Annotated in this window: 21 protein-coding genes; 14 read left to right on the plus strand and 7 right to left on the minus strand. The window is 68.8% G+C overall.

The window, feature by feature from the left end:
- Nucleotides 1–1,195 precede the first annotated feature (1,195 nt).
- Nucleotides 1,196–2,902, plus strand: coding sequence for a DUF2264 domain-containing protein (locus tag FAB82_RS05850; RefSeq protein WP_168801438.1), 1,707 nt, complete (start codon nt 1,196–1,198; stop codon nt 2,900–2,902).
- A 112-nt stretch (nt 2,903–3,014) separates the two neighbouring features.
- On the plus strand, nt 3,015–4,310 hold the full coding sequence (locus tag FAB82_RS05855) for an ABC transporter substrate-binding protein (protein WP_136533613.1): 1,296 nt from the start codon (nt 3,015–3,017) through the stop codon (nt 4,308–4,310).
- Between the two features lie 57 nt (nt 4,311–4,367).
- Here the strand turns inward: FAB82_RS05855 and FAB82_RS05860 are convergent, their stop codons facing one another.
- On the minus strand, nt 4,368–4,718 hold the full coding sequence (locus FAB82_RS05860; protein WP_136533614.1) for a DoxX family protein: 351 nt from the start codon (nt 4,716–4,718) through the stop codon (nt 4,368–4,370).
- A 60-nt stretch (nt 4,719–4,778) separates the two neighbouring features.
- Between FAB82_RS05860 and FAB82_RS05865 the strand changes: the two genes are divergently transcribed.
- The 4 genes from FAB82_RS05865 (at nt 4,779) to FAB82_RS05880 (ending at nt 11,327) form a co-directional block, all read left to right on the plus strand.
- Complete coding sequence (locus FAB82_RS05865) at nt 4,779–5,663, plus strand: LysR family transcriptional regulator (RefSeq protein WP_136533615.1); 885 nt, start codon at nt 4,779–4,781, stop codon at nt 5,661–5,663.
- Nucleotides 5,664–5,686: 23 nt separating this feature from the next.
- Nucleotides 5,687–8,260, plus strand: a complete 2,574-nt coding sequence (locus FAB82_RS05870; RefSeq protein ID WP_211116400.1) for an alpha-L-rhamnosidase — start codon at nt 5,687–5,689, stop codon at nt 8,258–8,260.
- A gap of 14 nt (nt 8,261–8,274) precedes the next feature.
- Complete coding sequence (locus FAB82_RS05875) at nt 8,275–9,459, plus strand: MFS transporter (protein ID WP_136533616.1); 1,185 nt, start codon at nt 8,275–8,277, stop codon at nt 9,457–9,459.
- A 158-nt stretch (nt 9,460–9,617) separates the two neighbouring features.
- Nucleotides 9,618–11,327 carry a DUF6055 domain-containing protein gene (locus tag FAB82_RS05880; RefSeq protein ID WP_168801439.1) on the plus strand — a complete coding sequence of 570 codons (1,710 nt, stop codon included), beginning with the start codon at nt 9,618–9,620 and terminating at the stop codon, nt 11,325–11,327.
- 84 nt (nt 11,328–11,411) lie between these two features.
- On the opposite strand, the gene FAB82_RS05885 is transcribed toward FAB82_RS05880, so the two are convergent.
- The 3 genes from FAB82_RS05885 to FAB82_RS05895 all read right to left on the minus strand — a co-directional run bounded on the left by FAB82_RS05885 (nt 11,412) and on the right by FAB82_RS05895 (nt 13,553).
- A complete protein-coding gene (locus FAB82_RS05885; protein WP_136533618.1) occupies nt 11,412–12,413 on the minus strand; it encodes an LLM class flavin-dependent oxidoreductase in 1,002 nt (333 codons plus the stop codon).
- 14 nt (nt 12,414–12,427) lie between these two features.
- Nucleotides 12,428–12,715, minus strand: coding sequence for an ArsR/SmtB family transcription factor (locus FAB82_RS05890; RefSeq protein WP_136533619.1), 288 nt, complete (start codon nt 12,713–12,715; stop codon nt 12,428–12,430).
- A 94-nt stretch (nt 12,716–12,809) separates the two neighbouring features.
- Nucleotides 12,810–13,553 carry a MerR family DNA-binding transcriptional regulator gene (locus tag FAB82_RS05895; protein WP_136533620.1) on the minus strand — a complete coding sequence of 248 codons (744 nt, stop codon included), beginning with the start codon at nt 13,551–13,553 and terminating at the stop codon, nt 12,810–12,812.
- Nucleotides 13,554–13,633: 80 nt separating this feature from the next.
- Here FAB82_RS05895 and FAB82_RS05900 point away from each other — a divergent pair, with 80 nt between their 5' ends.
- Complete coding sequence (locus tag FAB82_RS05900; RefSeq protein ID WP_136533621.1) at nt 13,634–14,608, plus strand: erythromycin esterase family protein; 975 nt, start codon at nt 13,634–13,636, stop codon at nt 14,606–14,608.
- Here the strand turns inward: FAB82_RS05900 and FAB82_RS05905 are convergent.
- Both FAB82_RS05905 and FAB82_RS05910 read right to left on the minus strand, forming a co-directional pair.
- Nucleotides 14,605–14,967, minus strand: coding sequence for an Imm51 family immunity protein (locus FAB82_RS05905; protein WP_136533622.1), 363 nt, complete (start codon nt 14,965–14,967; stop codon nt 14,605–14,607). The two genes, FAB82_RS05900 and FAB82_RS05905, sit on opposite strands and share 4 nt — an antisense overlap.
- Nucleotides 14,968–14,976: 9 nt before the next feature.
- Nucleotides 14,977–15,693 carry a class I SAM-dependent methyltransferase gene (locus tag FAB82_RS05910; RefSeq protein WP_136533623.1) on the minus strand — a complete coding sequence of 239 codons (717 nt, stop codon included), beginning with the start codon at nt 15,691–15,693 and terminating at the stop codon, nt 14,977–14,979.
- 26 nt (nt 15,694–15,719) lie between these two features.
- Between FAB82_RS05910 and FAB82_RS05915 the strand changes: the two genes are divergently transcribed.
- From FAB82_RS05915 to manD, 4 genes are all read left to right on the plus strand, one after another.
- Entirely contained in the window at nt 15,720–16,556 is an 837-nt protein-coding gene (locus FAB82_RS05915; RefSeq protein ID WP_211116402.1) for a UbiA family prenyltransferase, read from the plus strand.
- 134 nt (nt 16,557–16,690) lie between these two features.
- The gene (locus FAB82_RS05920; protein WP_136533624.1) at nt 16,691–17,737 is read left to right on the plus strand and encodes a type III polyketide synthase; all 1,047 of its coding nucleotides are present in this window, start codon (nt 16,691–16,693) and stop codon (nt 17,735–17,737) included.
- The gene (mhpA, locus tag FAB82_RS05925; RefSeq protein ID WP_136533625.1) at nt 17,734–19,230 is read left to right on the plus strand and encodes a bifunctional 3-(3-hydroxy-phenyl)propionate/3-hydroxycinnamic acid hydroxylase MhpA; all 1,497 of its coding nucleotides are present in this window, start codon (nt 17,734–17,736) and stop codon (nt 19,228–19,230) included. Before FAB82_RS05920 ends, mhpA begins: the two co-directional genes overlap by 4 nt.
- A 151-nt stretch (nt 19,231–19,381) precedes the next feature.
- Nucleotides 19,382–20,620 carry a D-mannonate dehydratase ManD gene (manD, locus tag FAB82_RS05930; RefSeq protein ID WP_136533626.1) on the plus strand — a complete coding sequence of 413 codons (1,239 nt, stop codon included), beginning with the start codon at nt 19,382–19,384 and terminating at the stop codon, nt 20,618–20,620.
- A 37-nt stretch (nt 20,621–20,657) separates the two neighbouring features.
- Here the strand turns inward: manD and FAB82_RS05935 are convergent, their stop codons facing one another.
- The gene (locus FAB82_RS05935; protein ID WP_136533627.1) at nt 20,658–21,275 is read right to left on the minus strand and encodes a TetR family transcriptional regulator; all 618 of its coding nucleotides are present in this window, start codon (nt 21,273–21,275) and stop codon (nt 20,658–20,660) included.
- A gap of 155 nt (nt 21,276–21,430) precedes the next feature.
- Here FAB82_RS05935 and FAB82_RS05940 point away from each other — a divergent pair, with 155 nt between their 5' ends.
- From FAB82_RS05940 to FAB82_RS05950, 3 genes are all read left to right on the plus strand, one after another.
- Nucleotides 21,431–22,921: an MDR family MFS transporter gene (locus tag FAB82_RS05940; protein ID WP_136533628.1), complete on the plus strand. Its 1,491-nt coding sequence runs from the start codon at nt 21,431–21,433 to the stop codon at nt 22,919–22,921.
- A gap of 148 nt (nt 22,922–23,069) precedes the next feature.
- Nucleotides 23,070–23,987, plus strand: a complete 918-nt coding sequence (locus tag FAB82_RS05945) for a ribokinase (protein ID WP_136533629.1) — start codon at nt 23,070–23,072, stop codon at nt 23,985–23,987.
- Nucleotides 23,988–24,385: 398 nt separating this feature from the next.
- Nucleotides 24,386–25,468, plus strand: coding sequence for a glycoside hydrolase family 62 protein (locus FAB82_RS05950; protein ID WP_136533630.1), 1,083 nt, complete (start codon nt 24,386–24,388; stop codon nt 25,466–25,468).
- Nucleotides 25,469–25,492: the final 24 nt, after the last annotated feature.

Below are 25,492 nucleotides of genomic sequence, written 5' to 3' on the forward strand. Positions count from 1 at the left end.
CTCCAAGGAATGACCCGCGGAGCGTGCCGGACCTACATACGAGACACACCCTCTGCGGAGGGCGATACGGAGCGTGCCAGGCCGAGGCCCGGGGAGCCTCTCCGACCGAACCCGCCTGCACACCAGACGGGGCACGGGAAGGAAGCGACCAGAACACGGCCGGACCAGCCGGTCAGCGGGACGCTCGTTGAACCGCATCGTTCCACCGGCACCGACCGGTGAACGGGAGGCTCCTCGGTGGGTCTGGTTTGGCCGAACGGATCGGTGAAAGTGATGCTCCTTGGTGGGTTTCACCTGGCCGGATGGGACCGGCGGCAAATGCGAAGCCCCTGAAGGGGGGGCGAAGCGCACGACCGAGCGGCACGAGGGCCTAGGGCTGACGCGTGATGTCCGAAGCGGGACAAGGGAAGGAGGCAAGGCGACCATGACGGACCCGAGCTCGAGCTCGACGGCGCCTCGCGCCTGCCCCCGCCGACACACCCGCGCGCAAGGCCCGGCGGCAGAGGCCACCGGCCCCGCCCGGGTCGCCGCTCCGCCGAGCCTGGCCCCGGCGCAACGCATTCCGGCCCGACTCCGGCAACGCACCCTGGGACGGTCCATTCACCACTCCATCGCTGAGGGCCCGAACCCCAACCGACGACCGGCCGGCCCCGGCGGCGCACCGGCAACCACATTGCCACCGCTTCATCGCTGACGGCTTGAACCCCGACCGAAGACCGGCCCGGGCCCGGCAACGCCCCCGGGACCGGCCCCTTCATCACTCCTTCGCTGCGGGCCCGAACCCCGACCGATGACCGGCCCGCGCCCGGCAACGCACCCGGGACCGGCCCCTTCACCACTCCTTCGCTGCGGGCCCGAACGCCGACCGATGACCGGCCCGGGCCCGGCAACGCACCCGGGACTGCCCCCTTCATCGCTCCTTCGCTGAGGGCTCGAACCCGGACCGACGACCAAGCCCCGGCCCGGCAGACCACCCCGACCGGCCCTCCCCGCCACTCCATCGGTGACCGCCCGAACCGCAAGGAAGATGCCACCAGAGCCCGGCGGTGCACCGGCGACAGGCTCGCCACCTTGTCATCGCTGAGGGTCCGAACCCAAGTTGAATAGCTGCCCGGAACGAACCCGAACGGCATCGGGACTAGTCGCCACGGCGGATGGTTGCCCTCCCACGCCCGGCTTGATAACGTGTGCCGTTGTGACCTCCCCCTTTCGCGTCTTCGGTCCGCTCGAACCCACCCGTTCCGGTTGGGAGGTCGCCGCGTTGGCGATCGGGCGGCCCGCCGTCGAGCTGGCGGCGGCCGGACCTGCTGCGATGCCGGTGACAATGTCCAACCATTCCCATGGCGAGAACTGGTTCGAGCTGCTCACCCGCCCGCTGTGGGGATTCGCCGGAATGAAAGACGCCGTCCCGGACGAGCTCTGGACCGAGCTCGCCGGAACCCTCGCACGCGCGCTGGACCCGGCCGACGACTGGTACGTCGGGGATCTGACCCACGCCAACCAGCGCAGCGTCGAGGCCGCCGCGGTCGGCTGGGGTCTCGCCCTGGCACCCGAGAAGCTGTGGGAGCCCTTGGCACCCAAGGCCAAGGACAATGTCGCCGCCTGGCTCGGCGCGGCCTACGCCACCGGCGTGGTCGACAACAACTGGCATTACTTCCCGGTGTTCGCCGGGCACGGACTCGACCGGATCGGCGTCGAACACGATTCCGCGACCGCGGCCGCCCACCTCAATCGACTGGGGGAGTTCGCCATCGGCGGCTCTGTCTTCGAGGACGGCCCGAACGGCAGAGTCGATTATTACAATCCCTTCGCGTTCCATACCTATGCGCTGCTGCACTTTCGGCTTTGCGGCGATGACCGCTATGTGGAGGCCGCGTCGGGCTTTGCGCGGAAGTTCCGGTCGTGGTTCGCCTCTGACGGTGCCGCGGTCCCGTACGGCCGCAGTCTCGGCTACCGCTTCGCGCAGGGCTCGCTGTGGGGTGCTTTGGCGGCGGCGAATGTCGAGGCGGTTCCGTGGGCCGAGGCGGCCGGTTTCGCCCGCCGTCATCTCGACTGGTGGTGGGACAAGCCCATCCTCGACCCCGAGGGCCGCCTCACGGTCGGTTACGTCTACCCCAACGACGCGCTCGTGGAGCAGTACCTCACCGCCGGGTCCCCTTGGTGGGCAATGAAGATCTTCACCGGACTGCTGGCCGGCGCCGACCATCCGTTCTGGACCTCGGAGGCCGCCGAACCCGCGCCCGTGGTCGAGCCCCACAAGGCCGCCCGCGCCGTCCACATTCGCGACACCGGCGGCAATGTCACGCGCCTCAATGGCCAGGCCTGGCGCCCGAAGATGCGCGGCGGCCAGGAGACCTACGCCAAGTTCGCCTACTCGACTCTCGCCGGTTTCTCCCATTCCGTGGCCGGTCCGGGCCTGGAGTGCGCGGTTCCCGATGGGGCCCTGATGCTCTCGGAGGACGGGCGCCACTGGAGAGGCCGTGAGGACTCCGAGGACGGGGCCATTGACGACAAGGGCGTCCTGACCGTCGCCTGGCAGCCCTGGGAGGACGTCACCGTCACGACCTCACTCGAAGCGGCCGTCGACGGCTGGCACGCCCGCGTCCACGTCATCGAGACCGAGCGCGAGCTCTACACCGGCGAAGGCGGCTGGTGCGTCCCGCTCGACGGCCATGTCGCCGAGGTCAGCGAAGACCGGATCCTGGTCGCCTCCCAGGACATTCGAAGCGAGATTGTGGACGGAACCGGGGAACGCAAGGCCGAGCTCATCGTCCCGATGCCCGGCACGCATTTGTACTGGCCGTCCACGGTCCTGCCGGTCCTGCGGGGCGTCCTCGAACCGGGTCGTCACGTCCTCAAGGCACTGATCTATGGGGGGAACTCGGGCATAGCCGGGTCTTGACAGAATTGGAAAACGCGCTCTATGTTGTATCGAAACAAATGAAACGATTCAATCAATCGACAACCCTCCCTACTCCCCTCAGCACACCCTCAAAAGAAAGCGAGGATCAACGATGATCCGACATTCCCCTCGTGCCCGACGCCGCACGCTCCTGACCGGGGCCACCGCTGCCGCTGCCCTCGGTGCCTCCGCCGCCTGCGGGGACGACGGACCGGCGGGCACCGCCGACGACCCCGTCACCATCGGCTTCGAATGGTGGGGCGACGAGGCGCGCGCCGAGATCACCCAGCAGGCGGTCGACCTGTTCGAGCAGAAGAACGAGGGCATCAAGGTCCGTGCCAGCTTCGCCGACTACCCCGTCTACTGGGAGGGCCTGACCACCCGCATGGTCTCCCAGGACCTGCCCGACGTGTTCCAAATGGACTATCCGCGCCTGCGCCAGTTCGCCACCAACGGCATGCTGCTGCCCCTCGAAGGCGTGGTGGACACCTCCGACTTCCGCGAAGGACTCCTGGACACCGGCAAGATCGACGACGAACTCATCGCCGTCCCCGTGGCGGCCAACCACCTCGGCCTGATCTACCGCGCCGACTGGTACGCCGAGCACGGCATCGACGCCCCCCAGCCCGGCCACACCTGGGAGGAATACGGCGAGACCATCAGGACCCTGACCGCTGCACTAGGCGAGGGCAAGTGGGGCGCCGAGGACTGGGCCCGCTCCTACCTGTTCCTGGAGATGTGGCTGTACCAGCAGGGCGCGAGCTTCTACACCGAGGACAGTGCGTCCCTGGGCTTCACGAAGGATCAGTTGCTCGCCTGGTGGGAGACGTCGGCGCCACACATCGAGGCCGGCGACATCCCCACCTTCGAGGAGGCGTCCTCCTGGACGGCTGACGGTATGGTGGAGGACACACTCGCCTCCGAGATCCGTTGGGACAGCGCCGTGACCGGCCTCTGGCCAGCAGTGGAGGAGGCCGGTGGGCAGTTGGCGCTGGCCGCGCCGCCCACCTCCGACCCGAACAACCTGGGCATCTACCGCAAGCCCTCGATGCAGTTCGTCATCGCGGCGAACTCGGAGAACGCCGAAGCGTCCGCGAAGCTGATCGAGTTCTGCCTGACCGACCCGGAGGCGATCGCGATCCTCGGTACCAACCGCGGCATCCCGGCCACCAATGTGGGCCTGGAGAGCGTCGAGCTGGACGAGGCCTCGCAAGCCATTCTCGACTACGAGGAGAGCGTCGCGGAGTACGTCGCCCCGTCGCCGCCCGCCCCGCCGGCCGCCGCCGGTGCGATCGAGGCCAAGTACACCGAGATCTACGAGCAGGTCCAGTACGCGGAGTTGACCCCGGAAGCGGCGGCCGATCTGTTCTTCGAAGAGGCCGCGACCCTGTTCGCCTCGGAGGAGTAGTTGACGCGGCGAAGATCGATGACCGGCGGGAGGCCCGGTCGGGCCTCCCGCCGGTGCTCACTGCGCCAGCATCAGGGCCAGGGTCGCGATCGAGAGTCCGAGGAAGAGAATCGGGCCGTAGATGTTGTAGAAGACCTTCGCGCGGATGTGGGCGACCATGGCGCAGATGAAGAACACGACCAGGCCGATCGCGGCGGCCAGTCCCAGCGGCTCCCAGCCGAGGAGTCCGAGCGTGAGGCCGGCGGCGGCGGCGCCCTTGGCGATTCCGAGCCATGGCAGCCAGGACACCGAGCCGTCGATTGCGGTCACATTGTTCCTGACGAACGGGATCTTGGCGAAGTTGGCGACGGCCTCGGCGGCGTTGGCCGCGATCGTGACCAGCGTGACGATCAGGTAGGCGGTGAACATGCTACGAGTCTGTCCCCGGTCGGGCCGTTCGACCAATACCTGTATCTATAACGTGAGGTTATGGATGTGGACACCCGCTTGCTCCGCTATTTCGCCGCCGTCGCGGCAGAGGGCAATCTGACTCGCGCGGCCGAGCGCCTGTACGTCTCCCAACCCGCCCTGACCAAGCAGGTCAAGCAGCTCGAACGCGAGCTGGGGGTGGAATTGTTCGCCCGCTCGAAATCCGGGATGGCCCTGACGGGTCCGGGCCGGGTCCTGGCCGACCGCGTTCCCGGCCTGCTGGAGGGGTGGGACCTGACGCAGCGGGCCGTCAAGGCCGAGGCCGCCCGACAGGCCAAGGTGCTCCGCATCGGCTTCCTGGCCAGCGCCGCCAACGAGGCCACGCCGAAGATCATCGCCGGTTTCGCCAAGCTCCGGCCCCAGTGGAGGGTCGAGATGCGCCAGTCGTCCTGGTCCGACCCGACGGCCGGGCTGGCTGGCGGCGAGGTCGACGCCGCCCTGGTGCGCCTGCCCTTCGCCGGCCAGGAACACTGGAACCTGGAGGAGTTGCTGACCGAACCCCGTTGCGTGGCAATGGAGGCGGCCCACCCGCTGGCGGAGCGGCCGGTGCTCGACTTCCTTGATCTGCTGGACGAGCCGTTCGTGGCGGCGCCGGCTGAGACGGGGGAGTGGCGGGACTACTGGCTGGCGGTTTCACAGCGTGGGGGCCACCCGGCGCGGATCGGCGCGGTGACCGAGCATCCGGACGACTGGTTGAGCGCCATTGCGAACGGGTACGGTATCGCACTGGCGCCGGAGTCGGCCTCCCGCTTCTACGCCCGGCCGGGAATCGTTTACCGGCCCGTGAACGGCATTCCCCCGACGAAGGTGGCGCTGGCCTGGCCGGACGATCCCGGCCCGGTCCTGCGGGACTTCATCGAGACCTGCCGAGCCGCTGCTCGGTGAACACCACTGAGGAGATACCACCCGTGACCAGGATCGACGTTGCGGCACCGACGTTCGAGCACCACAGGGACGCCTTCGGAATCGGAGAGAGCGAACCGAGGCTCAGCTGGATCGTCACCGGGGCCCCCGAATGGTGGCGGCAGGCCGGCGCCGAGCTGGAGGTGGAATTCGACGGCGAGCGGCAGGTCAAGGCGGTCCACGGCACTGAGTCGGTGCTCGTGGCCTGGCCCTTCGAACCGCTCGGGTCCCGCCGGCGCGCCTCGGTCCGAGTCCGCGTTCAGGGCACGGGGGGCGAGACGAGCGAGTGGAGTCCGGCGGCGACGCTGGAGACCGGACTGCTTGAACCCTCCAACTGGCAGGCGGTCGCGGTGGGGCCGGCGTGGGATGAGGATCCGGAGGCGATGCGCCGTCCGGCATTGCTGCGCAGCGAGTTCCGCCTCGCATCGCCGGTGCGCTCGGCCCGGCTCTACGCGAGCGCGCACGGGCTCTATCGCGCGGAGATCAATGGCGTCCGGGTCGGCGATGACGACCTGAGCCCCGGTTGGACGAGCTATGCGAACCGGATCCGGTACTACACCTATGACGTGACCGGGCTGCTTCGTGAGGGCTCCAATGCGATCGGGGCGCAACTGGCGGACGGTTGGTTCAGGGGGCGGCTGGGTTTCGGCGGCGGGCATGTCAATCTCTACGGCGAGCACACGAGCCTGGTCGCGCAGCTCGAAGTGACCCATATGGACGGCACCGTCACCGTCGTCGCCACCGCGGACGACTGGCTGGCGGCACCGAGCCCGATCGTCACCTCGGGGCTCCTCGAAGGCGAGCGCTACGACGCGCGCGACGAGATTCCGGGCTGGACGGAGCTCGGTGTCGATCCCGCGGACTGGTCGCCGGTCGCGCTGCGCGACTTCGCCTTCGACCGGCTAACGGCACCGAATGGCCCGCCGGTGCGCTGCACGCAGGAAGTCGAGCCGGTGGGCGTGAGGCGGACCGAGGACGGCAGGTTCATTGTCGACTTCGGACAGAACCTGGTGGGCCGGGTTCGAATCGAGCCGACCGGCGAGGCGGGCGAGGAGATCCGCCTCCGCCACGCCGAAGTGCTCGACGGCGACGGCGAGTTGTGCACCCGTCCGCTGCGCGGTGCGATATCCACCGACCACTATGTCCTCAAAGGGGCACCCGGCGAAACCTGGGAGCCGAGTTTCACCATTCACGGCTTCCGCTACGCCGAGATCACGGGATGGGACGGGCCGGTGGAGGGCCGGATCGTCGCGCGCGTCCTGCACACCGACATGCGCCGGACCGGCTGGTTCGAATGCTCCGATCCGCTGCTGAATCGGCTGCACGAGAACGTGGTCTGGAGCATGCGGGGCAACTTCGTGGACCTGCCGACCGACTGCCCGCAGCGTGACGAGCGCCTGGGATGGACCGGCGACATCCAGGTCTTCGCACCCACCGCGAGTTTCCTCTACGACTGCTCCGGGGTGCTGGTCTCCTGGCTCGCCGACCTGGCCGCCGAACAGCTGCCCGACGGGACGGTGCCCTGGTACGTGCCGACCGTTCCCGGCGGCGACTGGTGGACACCGCCCAGGCCCGGGGCCGGCTGGGGCGACGCGGCCACGCTGGTGCCGTGGACGGTGTTCCACGGCTTCGGTGACGCCGAGATCCTGCGTCGGCAGTGGCGCAGCGCGCTGGCCTGGGTCGACCTCGAACACAAGCTCGCCGGCGACGACCACGTCTGGGACGGTTCCTGGCAGCTCGGTGACTGGCTCGACCCTGCCGCGCCGCCGAACGATCCGGCGAACGGCCTGACCGATCCGCACCTGGTGGCGACCGCCTACTATGTCCGGTCGACGGCGGCGGTCGCCGCGATGGCGCTCGAACTGGAACTGCCCGAGGCGGAGACCTTGACGGAGCGCGCGGAGGCCGCCCGCGAAGGCTTTCGCGCCCGCTACCGCACCGGTCCGGGACGTCTGACCTCGGATTCCCAAGCCGCCCAGTCGATCGCGATCATGTTCGACCTGTTCGACCACGCCGAGGAGGCGGCCGCCGGTCAGCGCCTGGCCGAGCTGGTGCGCGAGGCCGATATCCACCTCACCACCGGATTCCTCGGCACCCCGGCCCTGCTCGACGCGCTCACCCGCACCGGCCACCTGGACCTGGCGGTCGCGCTGCTCGCGCAGCGGACCGTGCCGTCCTGGCTGTACCCGGTCACCATGGGCGCCACCACCGTCTGGGAGCGCTGGGACTCGATGCTCCCGGACGGCTCGGTCAATCCGGGCGACATGACCTCGTTCAACCACTACGCCTTCGGGGCCGTCGCCGACTGGATGCACCGCACCCTCGCCGGACTCGTCCCGACCAGCCCGGGCTGGCGGGGGATACGATTCCGGCCGGGGATCAAGAGCGGACTGGACTCGGCCGCCGCCGCACACGAAACCCCTTACGGCCGTGCCGCACTCGCGTGGCACTGGACGGAGAACGCGGTGGAGGTCGAGGTCGAGGTGCCGGTCGGGACCGACGCCGTGTTGGAACACCCCTCCGGCGTTTCCGAGGCACTGCCCGCCGGCCTGCACCAACGAACCTGGCCACTCGGCTGAGACAGGACCCCTCAATGTCATTGCAAGAAGCACCGGCGAATACCCGGCCCAGATCAGTGGCGGCGCTCCTAGCGCTCTCGGTCGCGGCGTTCAGCTACGTCACCGCCGAGACCCTGCCGGTGGGACTGCTCTCCGAGATCGCCTCCGACCTGACGGTGTCGCCGTCGCAGGTGGGCCTCCTGGTGACCGGCTACGCGGTCACCGTCGTGGTCATCACGCTGCCGCTCGTCAAGCTGGTGGCACGGGTTCCGCGCCGGCCGCTGATGCTCGCGCTCATGGCCGGACTGGTGTGCGCGACCGTCCTGTCCGCCCTCGCACCGAGTTACGGCCTGCTGTTCGCCGCCCGCGTGCTCAGCGCCCTCAGCCAGGCCGTCTTCTGGGCCGTCGTCGCGCCAGTCGCCGCCGGAATGTTCCCCCTCAAGGTGCGCGGCCGCGTCATGGCCGTGGTGTTCACGGGAGGGTCGCTCGGCCCGATGCTGGGCGTACCCGCCGGGACCTGGCTCGGCCAGGTGGTCGACTGGCGTGCCGCCTTCATCGCCCTGGCGGCCTTGAGCCTCATCGCCTTCGCCATCCTCGCCGCGGCCCTGCCGCAGGCCGGATCCGAGCAGGAGCACGCCGGGCGCGGCACCACCCCCGACGCCCGTCGCTACGCGCTGGTCCTGGCCACCAATGTCCTGGCCGTGGCGGGCTTCTTCGCGGTCTTCACGTACACCTCCGAGTTCATCACGGCCGTCGCCGGCATGTCCGCCCTCCTATTGGGACCCCTGCTCCTCGCTCGCGGAGTGGCCGACTTCGGCGGTATCACCGTGGGAGGTTACCTCTCGGACCGCAACCAGCGCGTCGCCGTCATCCTGCCCGCGATGCTGCTGACCGCCGTGCTGATCGGCATGTACGCGTTCGGCGCGAACCCCGTGGCGGCCGGCGCAGCGATCGTCCTGACCGGACTCGCGATGGGCGCCCTGACTCCGGCGTTGACGAACCGCGTCATGGAATTCGCCCCCGGCAGCACCGACACCGCCGCGGCCGGCGCCTCGATCGCCTACAACGTCGGCATCGCCCTCGGCTCCTCGCTCGGCGGCCTCGCCTTGGCCCAGGCCGGGACCCGCAGCATCGCGCTGAGCGGCGCGGCGCTGGCCGCCGCGGCGCTCGCCATCGCGTTCGCGACGTCCGCCACCGAACGGGAATCGGCCCGCGACTGATCGGGCCCGTTGATACGCAGAGGTTTCGGAAAGTCTTTCGGGGGGTTCGAGCCTTCCATTCCCAATGCTGCATGGGGCATAATATCGACCTAAATGAATATCCGAAATCGTTTTCGATGGCGCGGATCGATTGCGCCCAAAGGAAGGAGGCAATGACCATGACATTGCTTCGAACGAGACGGAGACGTCTCGGGGTCGTGGCCACGGCCTGCATGGCGTTGATCGCCGGGGCCGTGGCGATGGTGGCGGCGAACCCGGCAAGCGCCGCCGCCTGCGACTCGGTCACCTATGAGGTCGTCAACGAATGGGGGAACGGGCACAACGCGAACGTCTCGCTCACCGCCGGTTCGTCGGGGATCGACGGCTGGACCGTCGAGTTCGACCTGCCGCCGGGGGCCGAGGTCCAGAACGCGTGGAACGTCGACTGGAGCCAGGAGGGGACGACGTTCACCGGCTCGGACGTGGGCTGGAACGCCGGCATCGCCTCGGGCCAGACCAGGGAGCTGTTCGGGCTCACCGTGACCGGCGCGGGCGCGGCGCCCGAGTCCTTCTCCATCAACGGCGAGGGCTGCGGCGGCGCGGTCGAGGATCCGACCGACGGCCCGACCACCGGCTCGCCCGACCAGACCGACCCGCCCGCGCAGGTCGACAAGGAGACCCGCACCCCGCAGTTCCTCATCGACGCCGGTGCCGAGACGGACAACTTCGTGGAGTCGGAGAACTTCACCGTCCGCTGGGGCGACGCGATCGACGCCGTGGCATGGGGGCAGCAGAACGGCTACGACAACTATCCACAATGGGTCGCCGACCACATGGAGGAGATCTACGACTTCTATGTGAACCAGGTGGAGTTCGTCGACCCGGCCGACCACGAGCAGGGATCGCGGTACAAGATCAACCTGTACCTGTGCGGCACTTGGTCGGGCGACTTCCTGCCGCCCGCGAACTGGGCCGGTCCCGATGACATCGGCGTCGGCCACATGTGCCTGCCCTACGACAAGATCTGGGACGACTGGGTCGAATCGCACGAGTTCAACCACATTCTCCAGAGCTACTCCGTCGACCTCAATATCGCCGCCGGCCACGGCGGCGGCTGGGGCGCGGGCAACCCGATCTCCGGGCCGGTGTGGGAGGCGCACGCCAACTACATGGCCCGCATGCAGCGGCCGGAGGTCGTCGTCGGCTCGGGCTACTACGTCGACCGGCAGCACCGCCGCTGGCTCTCGCAGGAGACCTACTACGGCGACTGGATGCTGTTCAACACCATCGCCGAGACCTACGGTGAGGACGTGATCAACCGGTTCTGGCTGGAGGCCGAGCAGGGCGAGCACCCGATCGACACGATCAAACGAATCCTCGGACTCAGCCAGGACCAGTTCGCCGAGCTCATTGCCGACAATGCGGGCCGGCAGGTCGTCTACGACTGGACCGAGGGCGCCGCGATGCGCAGCGACCTGTGGACCAGCGGCGGCTCCTACCGTCCGCTGCACACCGATCTGATGCAGAGCCTCGGCTCGAACCGGTACCGCATCGCCGACTCCGATGCGCCGCATCAATACGCGCACAACATGATCCAGCTCAACCCGAGCGGCGGATCGGTCTCGGTCCAGCTCACCGGGGCCTCGAACCTCTCGGGTGCCGACTGGCGCTTCCGGCTCGCGGCGGTGAGCAGCGACTTCTCGGTCCGGTACAGCGATTTCTTCGCCCCCGGAGAGACGGCGGACTTCTCGCTCCAGAGCGGCGAGACCCATATGATGCTGGTCGTCGCGGCGACCCCGTCCCAGCACCGCAACTATCCGATGTGGGAGGTCGGCGTGGGCGACCCGTTCCCCTACGAGCTGACCATCACCGGCGCCACCCCGGCGTAATCGAATAGGGAGAGGGGGCGGGCCCGCGGGCCCGCCCCCTCTCCGCTGCTCCGAGAAGCGGCACTTTCGCTCGGATATCGGCCCTTAGCGAGTGGCGGCGGCCGAGAACGCATCGGCGGTCAGCTCGACCGAGCGGATCCGGTCGGCGACGTCGATGGCGTGGTGAGCGGTGATCAGCTCGTCGGCGCCGATGGACGAGGCGAGGTCCTCCAGATAGGCGTGGACCTCGTCCGGGGTGCCGGTGGCCGTGTACTTCGTCATGGCCGACAACTGGTCTCCGGCCGGCGAGGCCAGGAAGGCGTCGATCTCGGCGTCGGTGTAATTGCGCCCGACCGCGCCCCTCGCGATGAAGGCCCGCGCCCGGTTCCGGTACGAGACCTTCTGCTGCGCAAGGGCTTCGTCACGGCTGTCGGCGGCGAAGACATTGACGCCCACGATCAGATACGGCTCGGCCGACTGCTCGGAAGGCTGGAAGTGCTCCGTGTACGTGGCCGCGGCCTCGTGGAGGGCGCCCGGGGCGAAGTGGGAGGCGAAGGCATACGGCAGGCCGAGCTTCGCGGCGAGCTGGGCCCCGAACAGCGATGACCCCAGGATGTACAGCGGCACCTCGCCCTCGGGGCGGGGGTAGGACTGAATCCCGGCCACCCGCGACCTGCCGCGCAGGTACCCCTGGAGCTCCAGCACGTCCTCGGGGAAGGTGTCCGACGAGGTCGCGTCCCGCCGGATGGCCCGCATGGTGGCCTGGTCGGTGCCGGGCGCACGACCCAGCCCGAGGTCGATCCGCCCGGGGAAGAGCGTCTCCAGCGTCCCGAACTGCTCGGCGATCACCAGGGGAGAGTGGTTGGGCAGCATGATGCCTCCCGAACCGAGCCTGATCGAGTCGGTGTGCTCGGCGACGTGGCCGATCAGCACGCTCGTCGCACTGGAGGCGATCGTCGGCATATTGTGGTGCTCGGCGTACCAGACCCGCTGGTAGCCACCGCGCTCGGCGGCGCGGGCGAGCTCGACGCTGGCGGCGAAGCTCTCGCGCGGGGGCCGCCCCGGCGCGATCGGCGCCAGGTCGAGGATCGACAGGGCAACGGGCATGATCGGCTGCCTTTCTAAAGACTGCGGTGGAGCGTTTCGGTGAACGAGCGGATGCGTTCCTCATTGCGGCGGTAGTAGATCCACTGGCCGCGACGGGTGGCCTGGAGGAATCCCGCGCGTTGCAGGATCGCCAGGTGCGCCGACATGGTCGAGGGCGACGTGCCCGCCTTCTGCTGGATGAGCCCGGCGCACACGCCGAGCTCGGCCGTGTCCGCTTCGGCGAAGTTCGCCGCCGGGTCCTTGAGCCATTCAAGAATCCGCAGCCGTGTCTCATTGGACAGGGCCTTGCATTCGTCGAGCACCGTAACCGTCCTTCGGTATTTCGCTAATTTCCGAATCTAACCCGATTCGGTGATCGCCGCACCATGACGCTCGCCACCGAACCGCGAGGGCGGGTCAGGAACCTACGGTCTCGCTTGGGCGCCTGAGGGATTCGAGCTCGCCCAGATAGCGGCTGAGTTCGGCGGCCGCCGCGAGCATGGCCAGGCCCCGGTCGGTCAGCCTGCGCTGCCAGTCCTCCAGCGCTCGAGAGAGCGTTTCGGTGTCGCCGGCGCTGCGGATCTGCCCGACCACGACGGCGATGTGGTCGAGCGGGTAGCCGCCGCGCCTCAGGAGGTGGGCGAGCTCGGCGTCGCGGACGTCGCCCGCGTCGTAGCGGCGGTGTCCGGTGGCCGGGTCCCGTTCGGGCGCCAGGATTTCGGCCTCCTCCCAGTTGCGCAGGGTCGCCGGGGTGAGTCGAAGCCGGTGCGCGAGTTCACCGACGCTGAAGGGAGCCCGATTCGCCGAATCGACAGGGGCGTCGTCGGGCCCGGCCGTCAGTCGCCTGACCGCGGCCCTCACCGCATCGAGGGTGCCCCGGTCGCGGAGCAGCTGTTCGTGGCCGCGGTCGATGACCATCAGGACGTCGTCGAGATCGTTCTCGCCGAGCGCGTGCATGATCTCGCCGGCGGTCGCGTGTCCGTAGGCGCGGGCGAGTGCGAGGAACGCGCGGAGCGCCGCCGCGTGCACCTCGGTGTATTGCCGGTAGCCGCTCCGAGTTCGCTCGGCGGGCGGGATGAATCCGTCGCGCTCGTAGTTGCGGACCGCCTGGGTCGAGAGGCCGTGTTCCCGCGCGAGATCCGCAGGCCGAAAGTTCACCATCGATTGAGACTTTACCGCACACCCCCAAGGCCAGATCCCATACAAGTCTCAACCGCATTCTCAACGATATGTTTGAGGTCATGACTCAAGACATTCGAGACCTCGTCAGCGACACTTGCGACCTGTTGGGATTCGGCGAGCCGAGCCATGGGGATCCGGCCTTCGGGCGGTTCCGCAACGAGGCGTTCGCCCGGCTGGCCGAGCGCGGCTTCCGGTCGTTCGCGCTCGAGACCGACCGGGTGGCGGCGTTCGTCGTGGACGACTTCGTCCGGGACGGAGTGGGCACCCTCGATGCGGCGATGAGCGAGGGCTTCTCCCATGGGTTCGGCGCCTTCGACGCCAATCGAGAGCTGGTCGCCTGGATGCGCCAATACAACGCCGACCGGCCAGCCGCGGAACGCCTAGCCTTCCACGGCATCGACGCCCCACTGGAGTTCACCGCCGCCAGCCCCCGGCGCGACCTCGAATACGTCCGCGACTACCTGGGGCTCGAACTCGACCTCGGGAGCCTCGTCGGCCAGGACGAACGGTGGAGCCGCATGGAAGCGGTGACGGATCCGGCCGCCTCACCCGGCGATACGGCCGAGGCCCGACAGCTGCGAGTGATCGCCGACGACATGCTCACCGCGCTCTACGCCGGTGCGCCCGAACTGATCGCGTCGACCTCGCGCGCCACCTGGTTCCGGGCAAAGGCGCACGTCACGTCCGGCCTCGGCCTGCTGCGCTACCACCGGCAGGCGGCGCAGCACATCGGGGAGAGCGAGCGGTGGTCCCGCCTGTCCGCCACCCGAGACGCGCTCATGGCCCAGAACCTCCTCGACATCCGAGACATCGAGGGCCGCCGGGGCCCGACCATGGTCTCCGCCGCCAATATCCACCTTCAAATGAATGTGAGCGAGATGAGCATGGCGGGCATGGACCTCACCTGGTTCGGCACCGGCGCCATCATCGCGTCCGTGTCGGGAGAGCGGTACACCTTCGTCGCCGGCAGCCTGGACCCGAGTGAGGGACCGAGAGTCGAGGCCCCGCCGCAGCAGAACAGGATCGACGCCTAGTTCAGCAGATGGTGCTCGGCGGCGCTGTGCAGGGCGTCGACCAGGCTCGCCGGTTGCGCCAGGAGCCGTTCGAGCGTCGCGGCGACCTCGCCCAGCGCCTGCCGGTCGGTGCCATAGGCGCAGAACATGCCGCTCTCCGAGGCGAACGCGAACCGCTCCAGCAGCGATTCGCGTTCGATCAGGGCCGCGTGCACCGCCGACTCCCAATCGTAGCCATTGCCTTCGAGCCCATGGGTTTTGAAGACCTCAGCGAGATGGATGTCGGCGGGACCGCCGGGACCGTAGACGACGGCGTCGGCATTCTCGCCCTCCACGTAATGGACGTTGGGGACGCGCGAGAATTCGGGTCGGTCTGCCATCACGGGAGCCTAATAGGGCCGATTCGCCTTGCGGCCCCAGGCCTGGAACAGCACCGCCGTCGTCGGCACGGGCACCATGCGAACGCTCTTCCGGCGGTGCAGCGACCAGGCCAGAAGGTCGATCAGGGACGGGCGAATGCCGCAGAGCTTCAGGCGCACCCCGTGGGCGGCGCACTCCTCCACCAGCACCTCGCGGTCGACCAGCAGCGCCGGATCGTGAAAGCCGTGCCGGCCCGGGCCGGGCAGCCGCTCGGCCAGATCGATGGCCAGCCACCGGCACAGCGCCGTGTCCGCCAAGGTGTCGATGACGAGCAGGCCGCCGGGACGCAGTAGCCGACACGCCTCCGCCAGCGCCCGGGGCAAGTCGGGGACGTGTTCGAGAATCTCGCCCGCCACGACCACGTCCGCGCAGCCGTCGACCAGCGGGACCGCGCCGACGTCGCACCGCACGGCCTGAACCCCGTGCTCGGCTGCCCGCCGCAGCGACGGCAGCGACAGGTCCGCGCCGATGTGCAGGTAGCCCTTGCCCTCCAGATGCGGGGCGAGTAGGCCTGCGCCGCAACCGAGGTCGACCAGCACCGCCCCCGGCCGCTCCGCGCGGGGAACGAGGGCGCCCCTGGCTGCGGCGAGCCAGTGCAGCATCGCGAAGGGACCGCGCGGCCGCCACCACTGGTCGGCCAGCCGGTCGTAGAGGGCGGGATCGTTGCGCGCCAGCGAACGTGCCATTCGGCCAGGGTGGCACACTGGCAAAGGTGAATCGACAGACGGCCGTGCTGTGGGCGTTGGTGCGGGCGTCCCATCCGCTTCCCGCCCTTGCGGTCACGGCCGTCGCCGCCGGACTCGGCGCGAGCACGGGCCGCCCGATCGACGCGGTGGTCGTGGCGACGGCGGCGGTGTTCGCCGGCCAGCTGTCCGTCGGCTGGCTCAATGACCTCGTCGACGCCCCGCGCGACGCGCAGGTGGGCCGCGTCGGCAAGCCCCTGGCGGCGGGGGAGATCCGTCCGCCCGTCGTCCGCGCCGCCTTCGCGGTCTCGGCGCTGGCCGCCGTGCTGCTGGCCCTGCCCTCCGGCCCGGCGGCCACCGGAATCCAGGTGGTCACCCTCGTCTCGGCCTGGGCCTACGACCTCGGCGTCAAGGCCACCGCATTCTCGGTGGTGCCGTTCGCGTTGTCCTTCGGGCTGCTCCCGGCGTTCATCTCCATGGGGGCTCCGGGCGCGCCCTGGCCGCCGCTGTGGCTCATGGGAGCCGCAGCCGCGCTCGGCTCCGCCGCCCACTTCGTGAACGTCCTGCCCGACCTCGCCGACGATGCCGCCACCGGAGTGCGAGGCCTCCCGCACCGCCTGGGGCCGAATGCAAGCCGGCTGGGAGCCGCGGCACTCGTCCTCACCGCCTCGGCGCTGCTCGGCTTCGGGCCCGACGGAGCCCCGTCACCACTGGTCCTGGGCGCCATGCCGATCGCGGTCGGCGTCCTCGCCATTGGACTGATCGCGGGCCGCAAACCGCGCTCCCCGGCGGCCTTTCGAGCGGTCATGATCGTCGCCGTTCTCGATGTCGCGCTGCTGCTCCAGACCGGCGTCGCGACGGGTTGAGACCACAGGGTCTGGCCACCGCTCTCCGATTGCGGGACACTGGTTGACAAGCGACCTAAGCAGGGCTTGGCCGAGCCGACGTCGACTTTGAGGAGTACGCCCGTGACAGCATCAGAAACCCCAGTGTCCCCGTGGTGACCGCTAGAATCATCGGCACCGGGGCGGCGCTGCCCCCGGTCTACGACCAAGCGCGGCTTTGGGACGACTTCTTCGCGGAACACCTCGGAGGCGGCCGGGCCGCCGAACGCATCTTCACCGGCGCGGGCGTGCGCCACCGCCACTCGGTCATCGAGCCCGCGGAACTCGCGACGATCGCCACCATGTCCACAGGGGAACGCATGCGCCTCTACACCGAACTCGCCCCGCCCCTGGGGCACCAGGCCGTCGCAGCCGCGCTTGCGGACGCCGGACTCACCGCCGACGACATCGGCCTGCTCGCCGTCGCCTCCTGCACCGGCTACGGCACCCCCGGACTCGACATCGCCCTGGCCGCATCCCTGCCCCTGCGTCCCGAGGCCCGGCGGCTCCTCGTGGGCCACATGGGATGCCACGCCGCCCTCCCCGCCCTCGCCTCCGTCACCGACTACGTCATCGCGCAACAGCGGCCCGCCGTCCTCCTCTGCCTCGAACTCACCACCATCCACCTCCAACCGGAGCCCCGCGACATCGAACAGATCGTCACCCACGCGCTCTTCGGCGACGCCGCCACCGCCCTGGTGCTCAGGCCCGACGACGGAGCGGGACCCGGGCTGCGCGTACTCGACGTCGTCGCCCGCAGCGACACCGCCCGCAGCGACCAAATGACCTGGGACGTCACCGACCTCGGCTTCCGCATGGGACTCTCCACTGAGGTCCCCGATGCGCTCCGCGAACACGTCGGCCCCCTGGTCAAGGACCTCCTGAACCGACACGGACTCGATATCTCGGAGGTCGGCGGCTGGGCCGTGCACCCCGGCGGCCCCCGAATCCTCGACGCCGTCGAAGACGGCCTCGGCCTCGATCCGGCCGCGCTGGCCGCCTCTCGCACCGTCCTGGCCGAGCACGGCAACTGCTCCTCGGCAACGGTGCTGCTGGTCCTGCGGGCGATCCTGGACAGCGCCGTTCCACCGGGACCGATCGTCGCGATCGCTTTCGGCCCCGGCCTGACCCTCTACGCCGCGCTTCTCGAACTCTCGACATGACCGCTCCCGCGCTCCCGGAGGTCCCCGTCGTCATCGTCGGCGCGGGCCCGACCGGCCTGACGGCCGCGACACTGCTTGCCCAGCAGGGCATCGAGTGCCTAGTGCTGGAACGGTGGGACCAGCTCTACCCCCGGCCGCGCGCGGTGCACGTGGACGACGAGGTCGCCCGCATCCTCGCCGGGATCGGCCTCGCCGACGAATTCGCCGCCATCTCCCGGCCCTGCCTCGGCCTGCGGCTGCTCGACCCAGAGATGCGAATGCTCGCCGAATTCCGACGCAGCGCGGCGGCGGGCCGCCACGGCTTCCCCGAGGCCAACCTGTTCGACCAACCGGAACTGGAGGCCGTCCTTCGAGCGAACCTGGCCGGGTATCCCGCCGCCAAGTTGCAGGGCAACGCCGAAGTAATCGAAATAGCAGGCTCGGAAGGCAAGGTGTTCATCGAATACACCGATCGCAACACCGGACGGCGAAATCGGCTGGCGGCCGAATACGTGCTCGGCTGCGACGGCGCCGAGAGTCTGGTGCGCCGATCGATCGGATCCGAAATGCGGGATCTCCGCTTCGAGCAGCGCTGGCTGGTGGTGGACGTGGAGGTGTCCGGCGAACTCGGCGAATGGGAAGGCGTGCACCAGGTCTGCGATCCCGAGCGGGCCGCGACGTACATGCGCATAGGCCGGACCCGCCACCGCTGGGAGTTCCGGCTCCCGCCCGGAGCGGGCGCCGCCGACTTCCAAGGCATCGGCGATATCCACCCGCTGGTCAAACCTTGGACGAAGGACACTCCGGTCGAGAGCCTGTCCCTGGTCCGGGTCGCCGAGTACACCTTCCGGGCCCAACTCGCCGAACGCTGGCGGAGGGACCGGGTCTTCATCCTCGGCGACGCAGCGCATCTGACCCCGCCGTTCATCGGGCAGGGGATCGGCGCCGGGATTCGCGACGCGGAGAATCTGGCCTGGAAACTCGCCGGAGTGCTGGACGGCAGTCTCCCCGAGCGGGTACTGGACACGTACCAGTCCGAGCGCATGCCACACGCGCGCACCATGATCCGTCTGGCGAAGCTGGTAGGCGCACTGATGACCGGGGGAGGACGAACGGGCGGATGGGTCCGGCGCACGGTCGCGCCCCGACTGCGATACGTGCCGGGCCTGCGAGAACGAGTGCTCAGCAGCGAAACCCCGCCGCTGCGGCTCGGCGGGCGGGGCCTGATCGGCCGGCTCAGCCCGAACGCCGATCTCGGAGACGGCCGCCGGCTCGACCAGGTCACCGGGAACCGGTTCGCGTTCATCACCGCGAACCCGCCATCCGAAGTGGAGCGGTCGGAGATCGAGCGACGCGGTGCCGTGCTGGTGCAGGCCGATGCCGGAAGTGAACTGGGCATGTGGCTGAGGAAGGGCCGCACTCAGGCCGCGCTGATCCGCCCCGACGGCACCGTCATGGCAACTGGTCGCGACCTTCGGGAACTGGCGGAGCCGCTCCCGACCGCCACCGAGTGAACCTCAGTTCCGGAGAGACGCAACCGAATCTCGGCTTACGAATGCCGTTCGCAGCACGGGCTCCGCGTCCCCTTTTGCCAATATTGCCGAGGACTTCATCCGGCAATCGGTTGATATAGGTTGCCGGAATCGAACTTCAAGGGAGAGAACCATGATCATCGACCAAGCCGAAGTCATCGTCACCAGCCCCGACCGGAACTTCGTGACGCTGAAACTCACCACGGACGACGGCCTGACCGGAATCGGCGACGCCACGCTCAACGGCCGCGAACTCGCCGTCGTCTCCTACCTGCGGGACCATGTCGTCCCCCTCCTGCTCGGCCGGGACGCCCACCGCATCGAGGACACCTGGCAGTTCCTCTACCGTTCCGCCTACTGGCGGCGCGGCCCGGTCACGATGGCCGCCATCGCCGCGGTCGACATGGCTCTGTGGGACCTCAAGGGCAAGGCCGCCGGCATGCCGGTCTACCAACTGCTCGGCGGCGCCTCCCGCAATGGCCTCCTCGCCTACGGCCACGCCTCGGGCAAGACCACCGAGGAACTGTTCGACTCGATCCGCTCCCACCAGGAGCAGGGCTACCGGGCCATCCGCATCCAGTCCGGCGTCCCGGGCCTCAAGTCCATCTACGGCATCGCCTCGAACGCGACCTCCGATGCGATGGAAGGGGTCCGATACGACCACGAACCCGCCCAACGCGGGGCACTGCCCAATGAGGAGGACTGGGACACCCGCTCCTACCTGCGCCACGTTCCCACGGTGTTCGAAGCCGTACGAAACGAGTTCGGGCCCGAACTGCCGCTGCTGCACGACGCCCACCACCGTCTCACCCCGATCCAGGCCGCGAAGCTCGGTAAATCCCTTGAACCCTATGACCTGTTCTGGCTCGAAGACGTCACGCCCGCCGAGAACCAGGAGGCGCTGCGCCTGGTCCGCCAGCACACCACCACCCCGCTCGCCATCGGCGAAATCTTCAACACCGTGTGGGACTACCAGCAGATCATCCGCGAGCAGCTCATCGACTACGTGCGCTCGGCCGTCACCCACACCGGCGGCATCTCGCACCTGAAGAAGATCCTCGACTATGCCGCGCAGTACCAGATCAAGTCCGGCATGCACGGACCCACCGACATCTCGCCGGTCGGCATGGCCGCCGCGATGCACCTGGGCCTGTCGATTCACAACTTCGGCATCCAGGAGTACATGCAGCACGGCGCCAAGACCGATGAGGTCTTCCGGCAGTCCTTCACCTGGTCCGGCGGTTACCTCCACCCCGGCGACCAACCGGGGCTGGGCGTCGAACTCGACACCGACGAGGCCGGCAAATACCCCTACGTCCAGGCCTACCTGCCCTTCAACCGGCTGGCGGACGGAACCGTCCACGACTGGTAGCCCGAACCCTCTCCCGAAGACCAAACGGGGGACGCCGTCAGCTCGCGTCCGCCGCCGGGCGGAGGGCGGTCATGGTGTGGTGGAGGTGGTGGGCGAATTGGTCGGGGTCGTCGCGGGCGACCACGTGGCAGATGGCCGCGTGGAGGCAGGCGAAGGCGGCGCCCACCTTGGCTCGCAGGACGATCGGGTCCGGGGTGGAGCCGGAGTCGCGGGAGTCGGCGCGGGTTTGCAGTTCGTCGGTGAGGCGCTGCTGGACCGCGTCGAGGCGTTGGAGGTAGGCCGCGAGGAGGCGGGCGCTGCCGTCGATGACGCGCTGCATCGCGGCGTCGTGCTCACGGAGCTCGTCGTCGGTGAACCGCTCGAGGACCGGGTCGAACATATGCTGTAGTGAATCCCACTCGGGCTCGTCCAACGGGCGGGAGGCGAGGCCCGAGAGGAGGTCATCACCGAGGCGGGTGAGGCGGTCGAGGACGACGTCATCCTTTGAGGGGAAGTAGCGGAAGAAGCTGCGCTGGGACATGCCGACGGCGGCGGCGATCTCATCGACGGTGGTCTCTTCGAATCCCTTGGCGACGAACAGGTCTTCGGCGATCGCGACGATCTGCGACTGCACCGCCCGCCGCGACGCCTGGCGCAGCCCTGTGACAGTGCTCATGTCGACAATTGTACCAGGGTAATTAAATGGCAGTGACTGACAAATTCCCCGTAGACTCCAACGCGGTGCGCGGCGCCGCGCACCCGAGGACTCCCGGACGTGCGTGGTGGCACCGCCGTCCACCCAACACCCACCCGTCCCGAAAGAAGGTTCCGATGAGCGTCGCCCAGGAAACGGTCGAGGACACACCTGTGTCCACTGAGGAAACCGAGACCGGGATACCAAGCAAGATCAAACTCGTCATCGGTCTACTGCTCGCGGCCACCTTCGTGATGATCCTCAATGAGACCGTCATGAGCGTAGCGCTGCCGAGACTGATGAACGAGTTCAGTATCAGCGCCGCCACAGTTCAGTGGCTCACCACCGGCTTCATGCTCACCATGGCCGTGGTAATCCCGACCACCGGGTTGATTCTGCAGCGCTTCACGACTCGCGCGGTCTTCATCGCGGCGATGTCGCTGTTCACCGCGGGCACCCTGCTGGCCGCAGTCGCGCCGGCCTTCGGCGTCCTGGTGGTCGCCCGCGTCGTTCAGGCCAGCGGCACCGCGGTCATGCTGCCGCTGCTCATGACCACTGTGCTCACGTTCGTCCCGGCGGACAGGCGCGGGCGCACGATCGGCCTCATCTCCATCGTCATCTCCGTCGCGCCCGCCATCGGCCCGACCTTCTCCGGTTTCATCCTGGAATCGCTGAGCTGGCGTTGGATGTTCCTCGCGGTGCTGCCGATCGCCGCACTGAGCCTGTTCCTCGGCGCGGCCCTGGTCAAGAACATCACCGAGCCGAAGTCGGTCAAGATCGACCTGCTCTCGATTGTGCTGTCCGCCTTGACGTTCGGCGGTCTCATCTACGGCCTCAGCAGCCTCGGCGAAGCGGCGACCGAGGCCGGCGCGCCGATCTCCCCGTCGCTGCCGCTCAGCGTCGGCGCGGTCTCCCTGGTCCTGTTCGTGTGGCGTCAGCTGGTCCTCCAGCGCAGTGACGCGCCGCTGATGGACCTGCGCGTGTTCAACAACCGCCCCTTCGCGATCGGCATCGCCATGATGCTCATCTCGATGGCGACCTTCTTCGGTTCGCTCATCCTGCTGCCGATGTACCTCCAGAACGTCCTGGAGCTGAAGACGATGGAGACCGGCCTGGTGCTGCTCCCCGGCGGACTGGCAATGGGTCTGAGCTCGCCGTTCATCGGGCGCCTTTACGACCGGTTCGGCCCGCGTCCGCTGGTCACCCCCGGCGCGATCTTCGTCGCGATCGGGCTCGGCCTGCTGACGCAGCTCGACCAGACCACCGAGACCTCGTTCGTCGTGATGGCCCACGTGCTGCTCATGGTCGGCCTCGCCTGCATGATGACGCCGCTGATGACCAATGCGCTGGGCGACCTCAAACCGGAGCTGTACTCGCACGGCAGCGCCATCGTCAATACGCTCCAGCAGATGGCCGGCGCCGCCGGCACCGCCCTGTTCATCACCATCATGACGACCGGGATCACCTCGGAGATGGCGAACGGCGCCGACGAGATCGCCGCGCAGGCGGCGGGCATCCACGACGCCTTCATCTGGGGCTGCGTGCTGGCGATCGTCAGCGTCGCCGCCTCGTTCATGGTGAAGAAGGCGGCCGCTCCGGCGGTCGAGGGCGCCCCCGCCGTGCACTAGAGAACCTGTCCGAGGGGGCCGCGACCGACACCGGTCGCGGCCCCCTTCCGCCAATCCCGCAGCGGCGCGACCGGCTCGCCACGTCCGTGCCAGGATTCGACGGGTCCCGGTTCTGGGACCTTGCAGCACGAACAGTGGAGGTATCCCGATGAGCGTCGTCGTCCTCGGCAGCGCCAACCTCGATCTCGTATACGAGGTCGACCGCATTCCCGCACCGGGCGAGACCGTGCTCTCCCGCGGCTTCGAGGCCTTCCCCGGAGGCAAGGGCAATAACCAGGCCATCGCAGCGGCCCGTGCCGGAGCCGACGTGTCCTTCATCGTCGCGCTCGGGCGCGACTCCGCGGCTGACCGCCTCGCAGAGCAGGCCACCGGCGCCGGGATCCACCTGCTCGACCGCCGCGCGGGCGCCCCGACCGGCTCGGCGATCATCTTCGTGGACCGGCGCGGCGAGAACTCGATCGTCGTGAACTCCGGCGCCAACGCCGAACTCGTCGACCTCACGGCCGCCGAACTTCGCGACATCGCCTCCGCGGGCGTCCTGGTGCTGCAACTGGAGACGCCGATCGCGACGGTCGAGGCCGCAGTCCGCGCCGCGAAGGCCACCGACACGGCCGTGGTGCTCAATGCCGCGCCGAGCGGGGCCGTCCCGGCCGAACTCCTCGGCCAGATCGACATCCTGGTGGTGAACGAGCACGAGGCGGCCGAACTCGCGGGCGAGCCGGACGGCACCGGCGAACGGTCGCTCCTTTCGGTCCTCACCGGACACGGCTGCGCCGTGATCATCACGCTCGGGGCCGACGGCGCGCTCGTAGGCGTTCCGGGCGAGTCCCCGGTCAGGGTCGCGGCCCTCAAGGTCGACGCCAAGGACACCACCGGGGCGGGCGACGCCTTCGTCGGCGCGTTCGCCGCGGCACTCGACCGCGCCGAACGGTCGGCCGACCTGTCCGCGCTTGTCGAGGCGACCGAGTTCGCCACGGCCGCCGCCGCACTGGCGGTGCAGCGCAAGGGCGCCGTCCCATCGATCCCGACCCTGGAGGAGGTGCGGAAGTTCCGGGAGGCCCTCTGACCCCTACGAGGCGAACACCAACGGCTGCAACCCGTTGGTGCCCAGGCCCATCGACCGCCCCACCGTCCTTCCGCCCGGCGTGCAGCGGGCCCACTGGTACGAGCGCCGCCACATGATGCATTCGATCCGACGCTGAAACCGCGACCACAGCGCCGAACTCCACAGCGTGGTCGGAGCTGAGCAACAGAGCAGAACGGAATTTCCGGGGCCTCGCGAAGGATTTCCTTCGCGGGGCCTGTTCGTGCTGGGGTTCGATACGCCCCTTCCGCCCCGGGTTGACATGATATCGAGGGGTATCTATAGTAGCGAGTGCGCAATTTTCGATAAAAGTTCCGAAACTTTCGGAGGTGATGGTTCATTCCGACCGCATTCCACCCCAACCAGAAAGGTCAGCGTCAATGAGGACGTTCAGGTCGAGATCGCGAGTCGCGATCATCGCCGGAGGCGTCGCCGCCGCGTTCGTCGCGGCCACCCTCGCCGCCACCGCAGAGGAGCCGTCGGCCGACCCGGTACAAGCCGAACAGCTCCCGAGCAGCTACGAGTGGGAGTCCACCGGGCCGCTCATCAGCCCCCAACCCGATGCGGGCCACGACATCGTCTCCGTCAAGGACCCGACCGTGGTCCGCTACGACGACCAGTGGCTGGTCTACATGACCACCGCCAATACCGCCGGCGGCTGGAGCATGGCCTACACCAGCTTCTCGGACTGGTCCGAGGCGTCGAGCGCGCCCCAGACCTTCCTGGACTCCTCGGCCATCGGCTCGGGGTACGCGGCCGCGCCGCATGTGTTCTACTTCGAACCCGGCGACGAGTGGTACCTGGTGTACCAGACCGGGCTGCCCTCGTACTCCACGACCGACGACCCGACCGATCCGACGAGTTGGTCTGCGCCGCAGAACTTCCAGGACTCCATGCCGCCCATCGTCGAGGAGAACATCGGCAACGGCAACTGGCTCGACTTCTGGGTCACCTGCGACGACGTCAACTGCTACCTGTTCTCCGCCGACGACAACGGTCACCTCTATCGGGCCGAGACGACCGTGGGCGAGTTCCCGAACGGATTCGACGACACCCAGATCGTCCTGGAGGACACCCGTAACAACCTCTTCGAGGGCGAGGGTGTCTACAAGGTCGGCGACTCAGGCACCTATCTGCTGGTCATGGAGGCCATCGGCGCGGACGGCCGGCGGTACTTCCGCTCGTTCACCGCCGAAGGACTCGACGGCGAGTGGCAGCCCCTGGCCGCCACCGAGGAGAACCCGTTCGCCGGATCCGCCAATGTCGGCTTCCCCGACGGGCAGTGGACCAACGACATCAGCCACGGCGAGGTCGTCCGCAGCGGATACGACCAGACCATGGAGATCGATCCGTGCAACCTGCAGCTGCTCTATCAGGGCGTCGACCCCTCGCAGACCGACGTCGAGTACTCGCAGCTGCCGTACCGGCTCGGCCTGGCGACGGCGACCAATGAGAGCTGCTGAAGCGGCTCCGTCCAATGACAACCC

This window comes from Glycomyces buryatensis, assembly GCF_004912275.1.
In the GTDB taxonomy this organism is placed as follows: Bacteria; Actinomycetota; Actinomycetes; order Mycobacteriales; family Micromonosporaceae; genus Glycomyces; species Glycomyces buryatensis.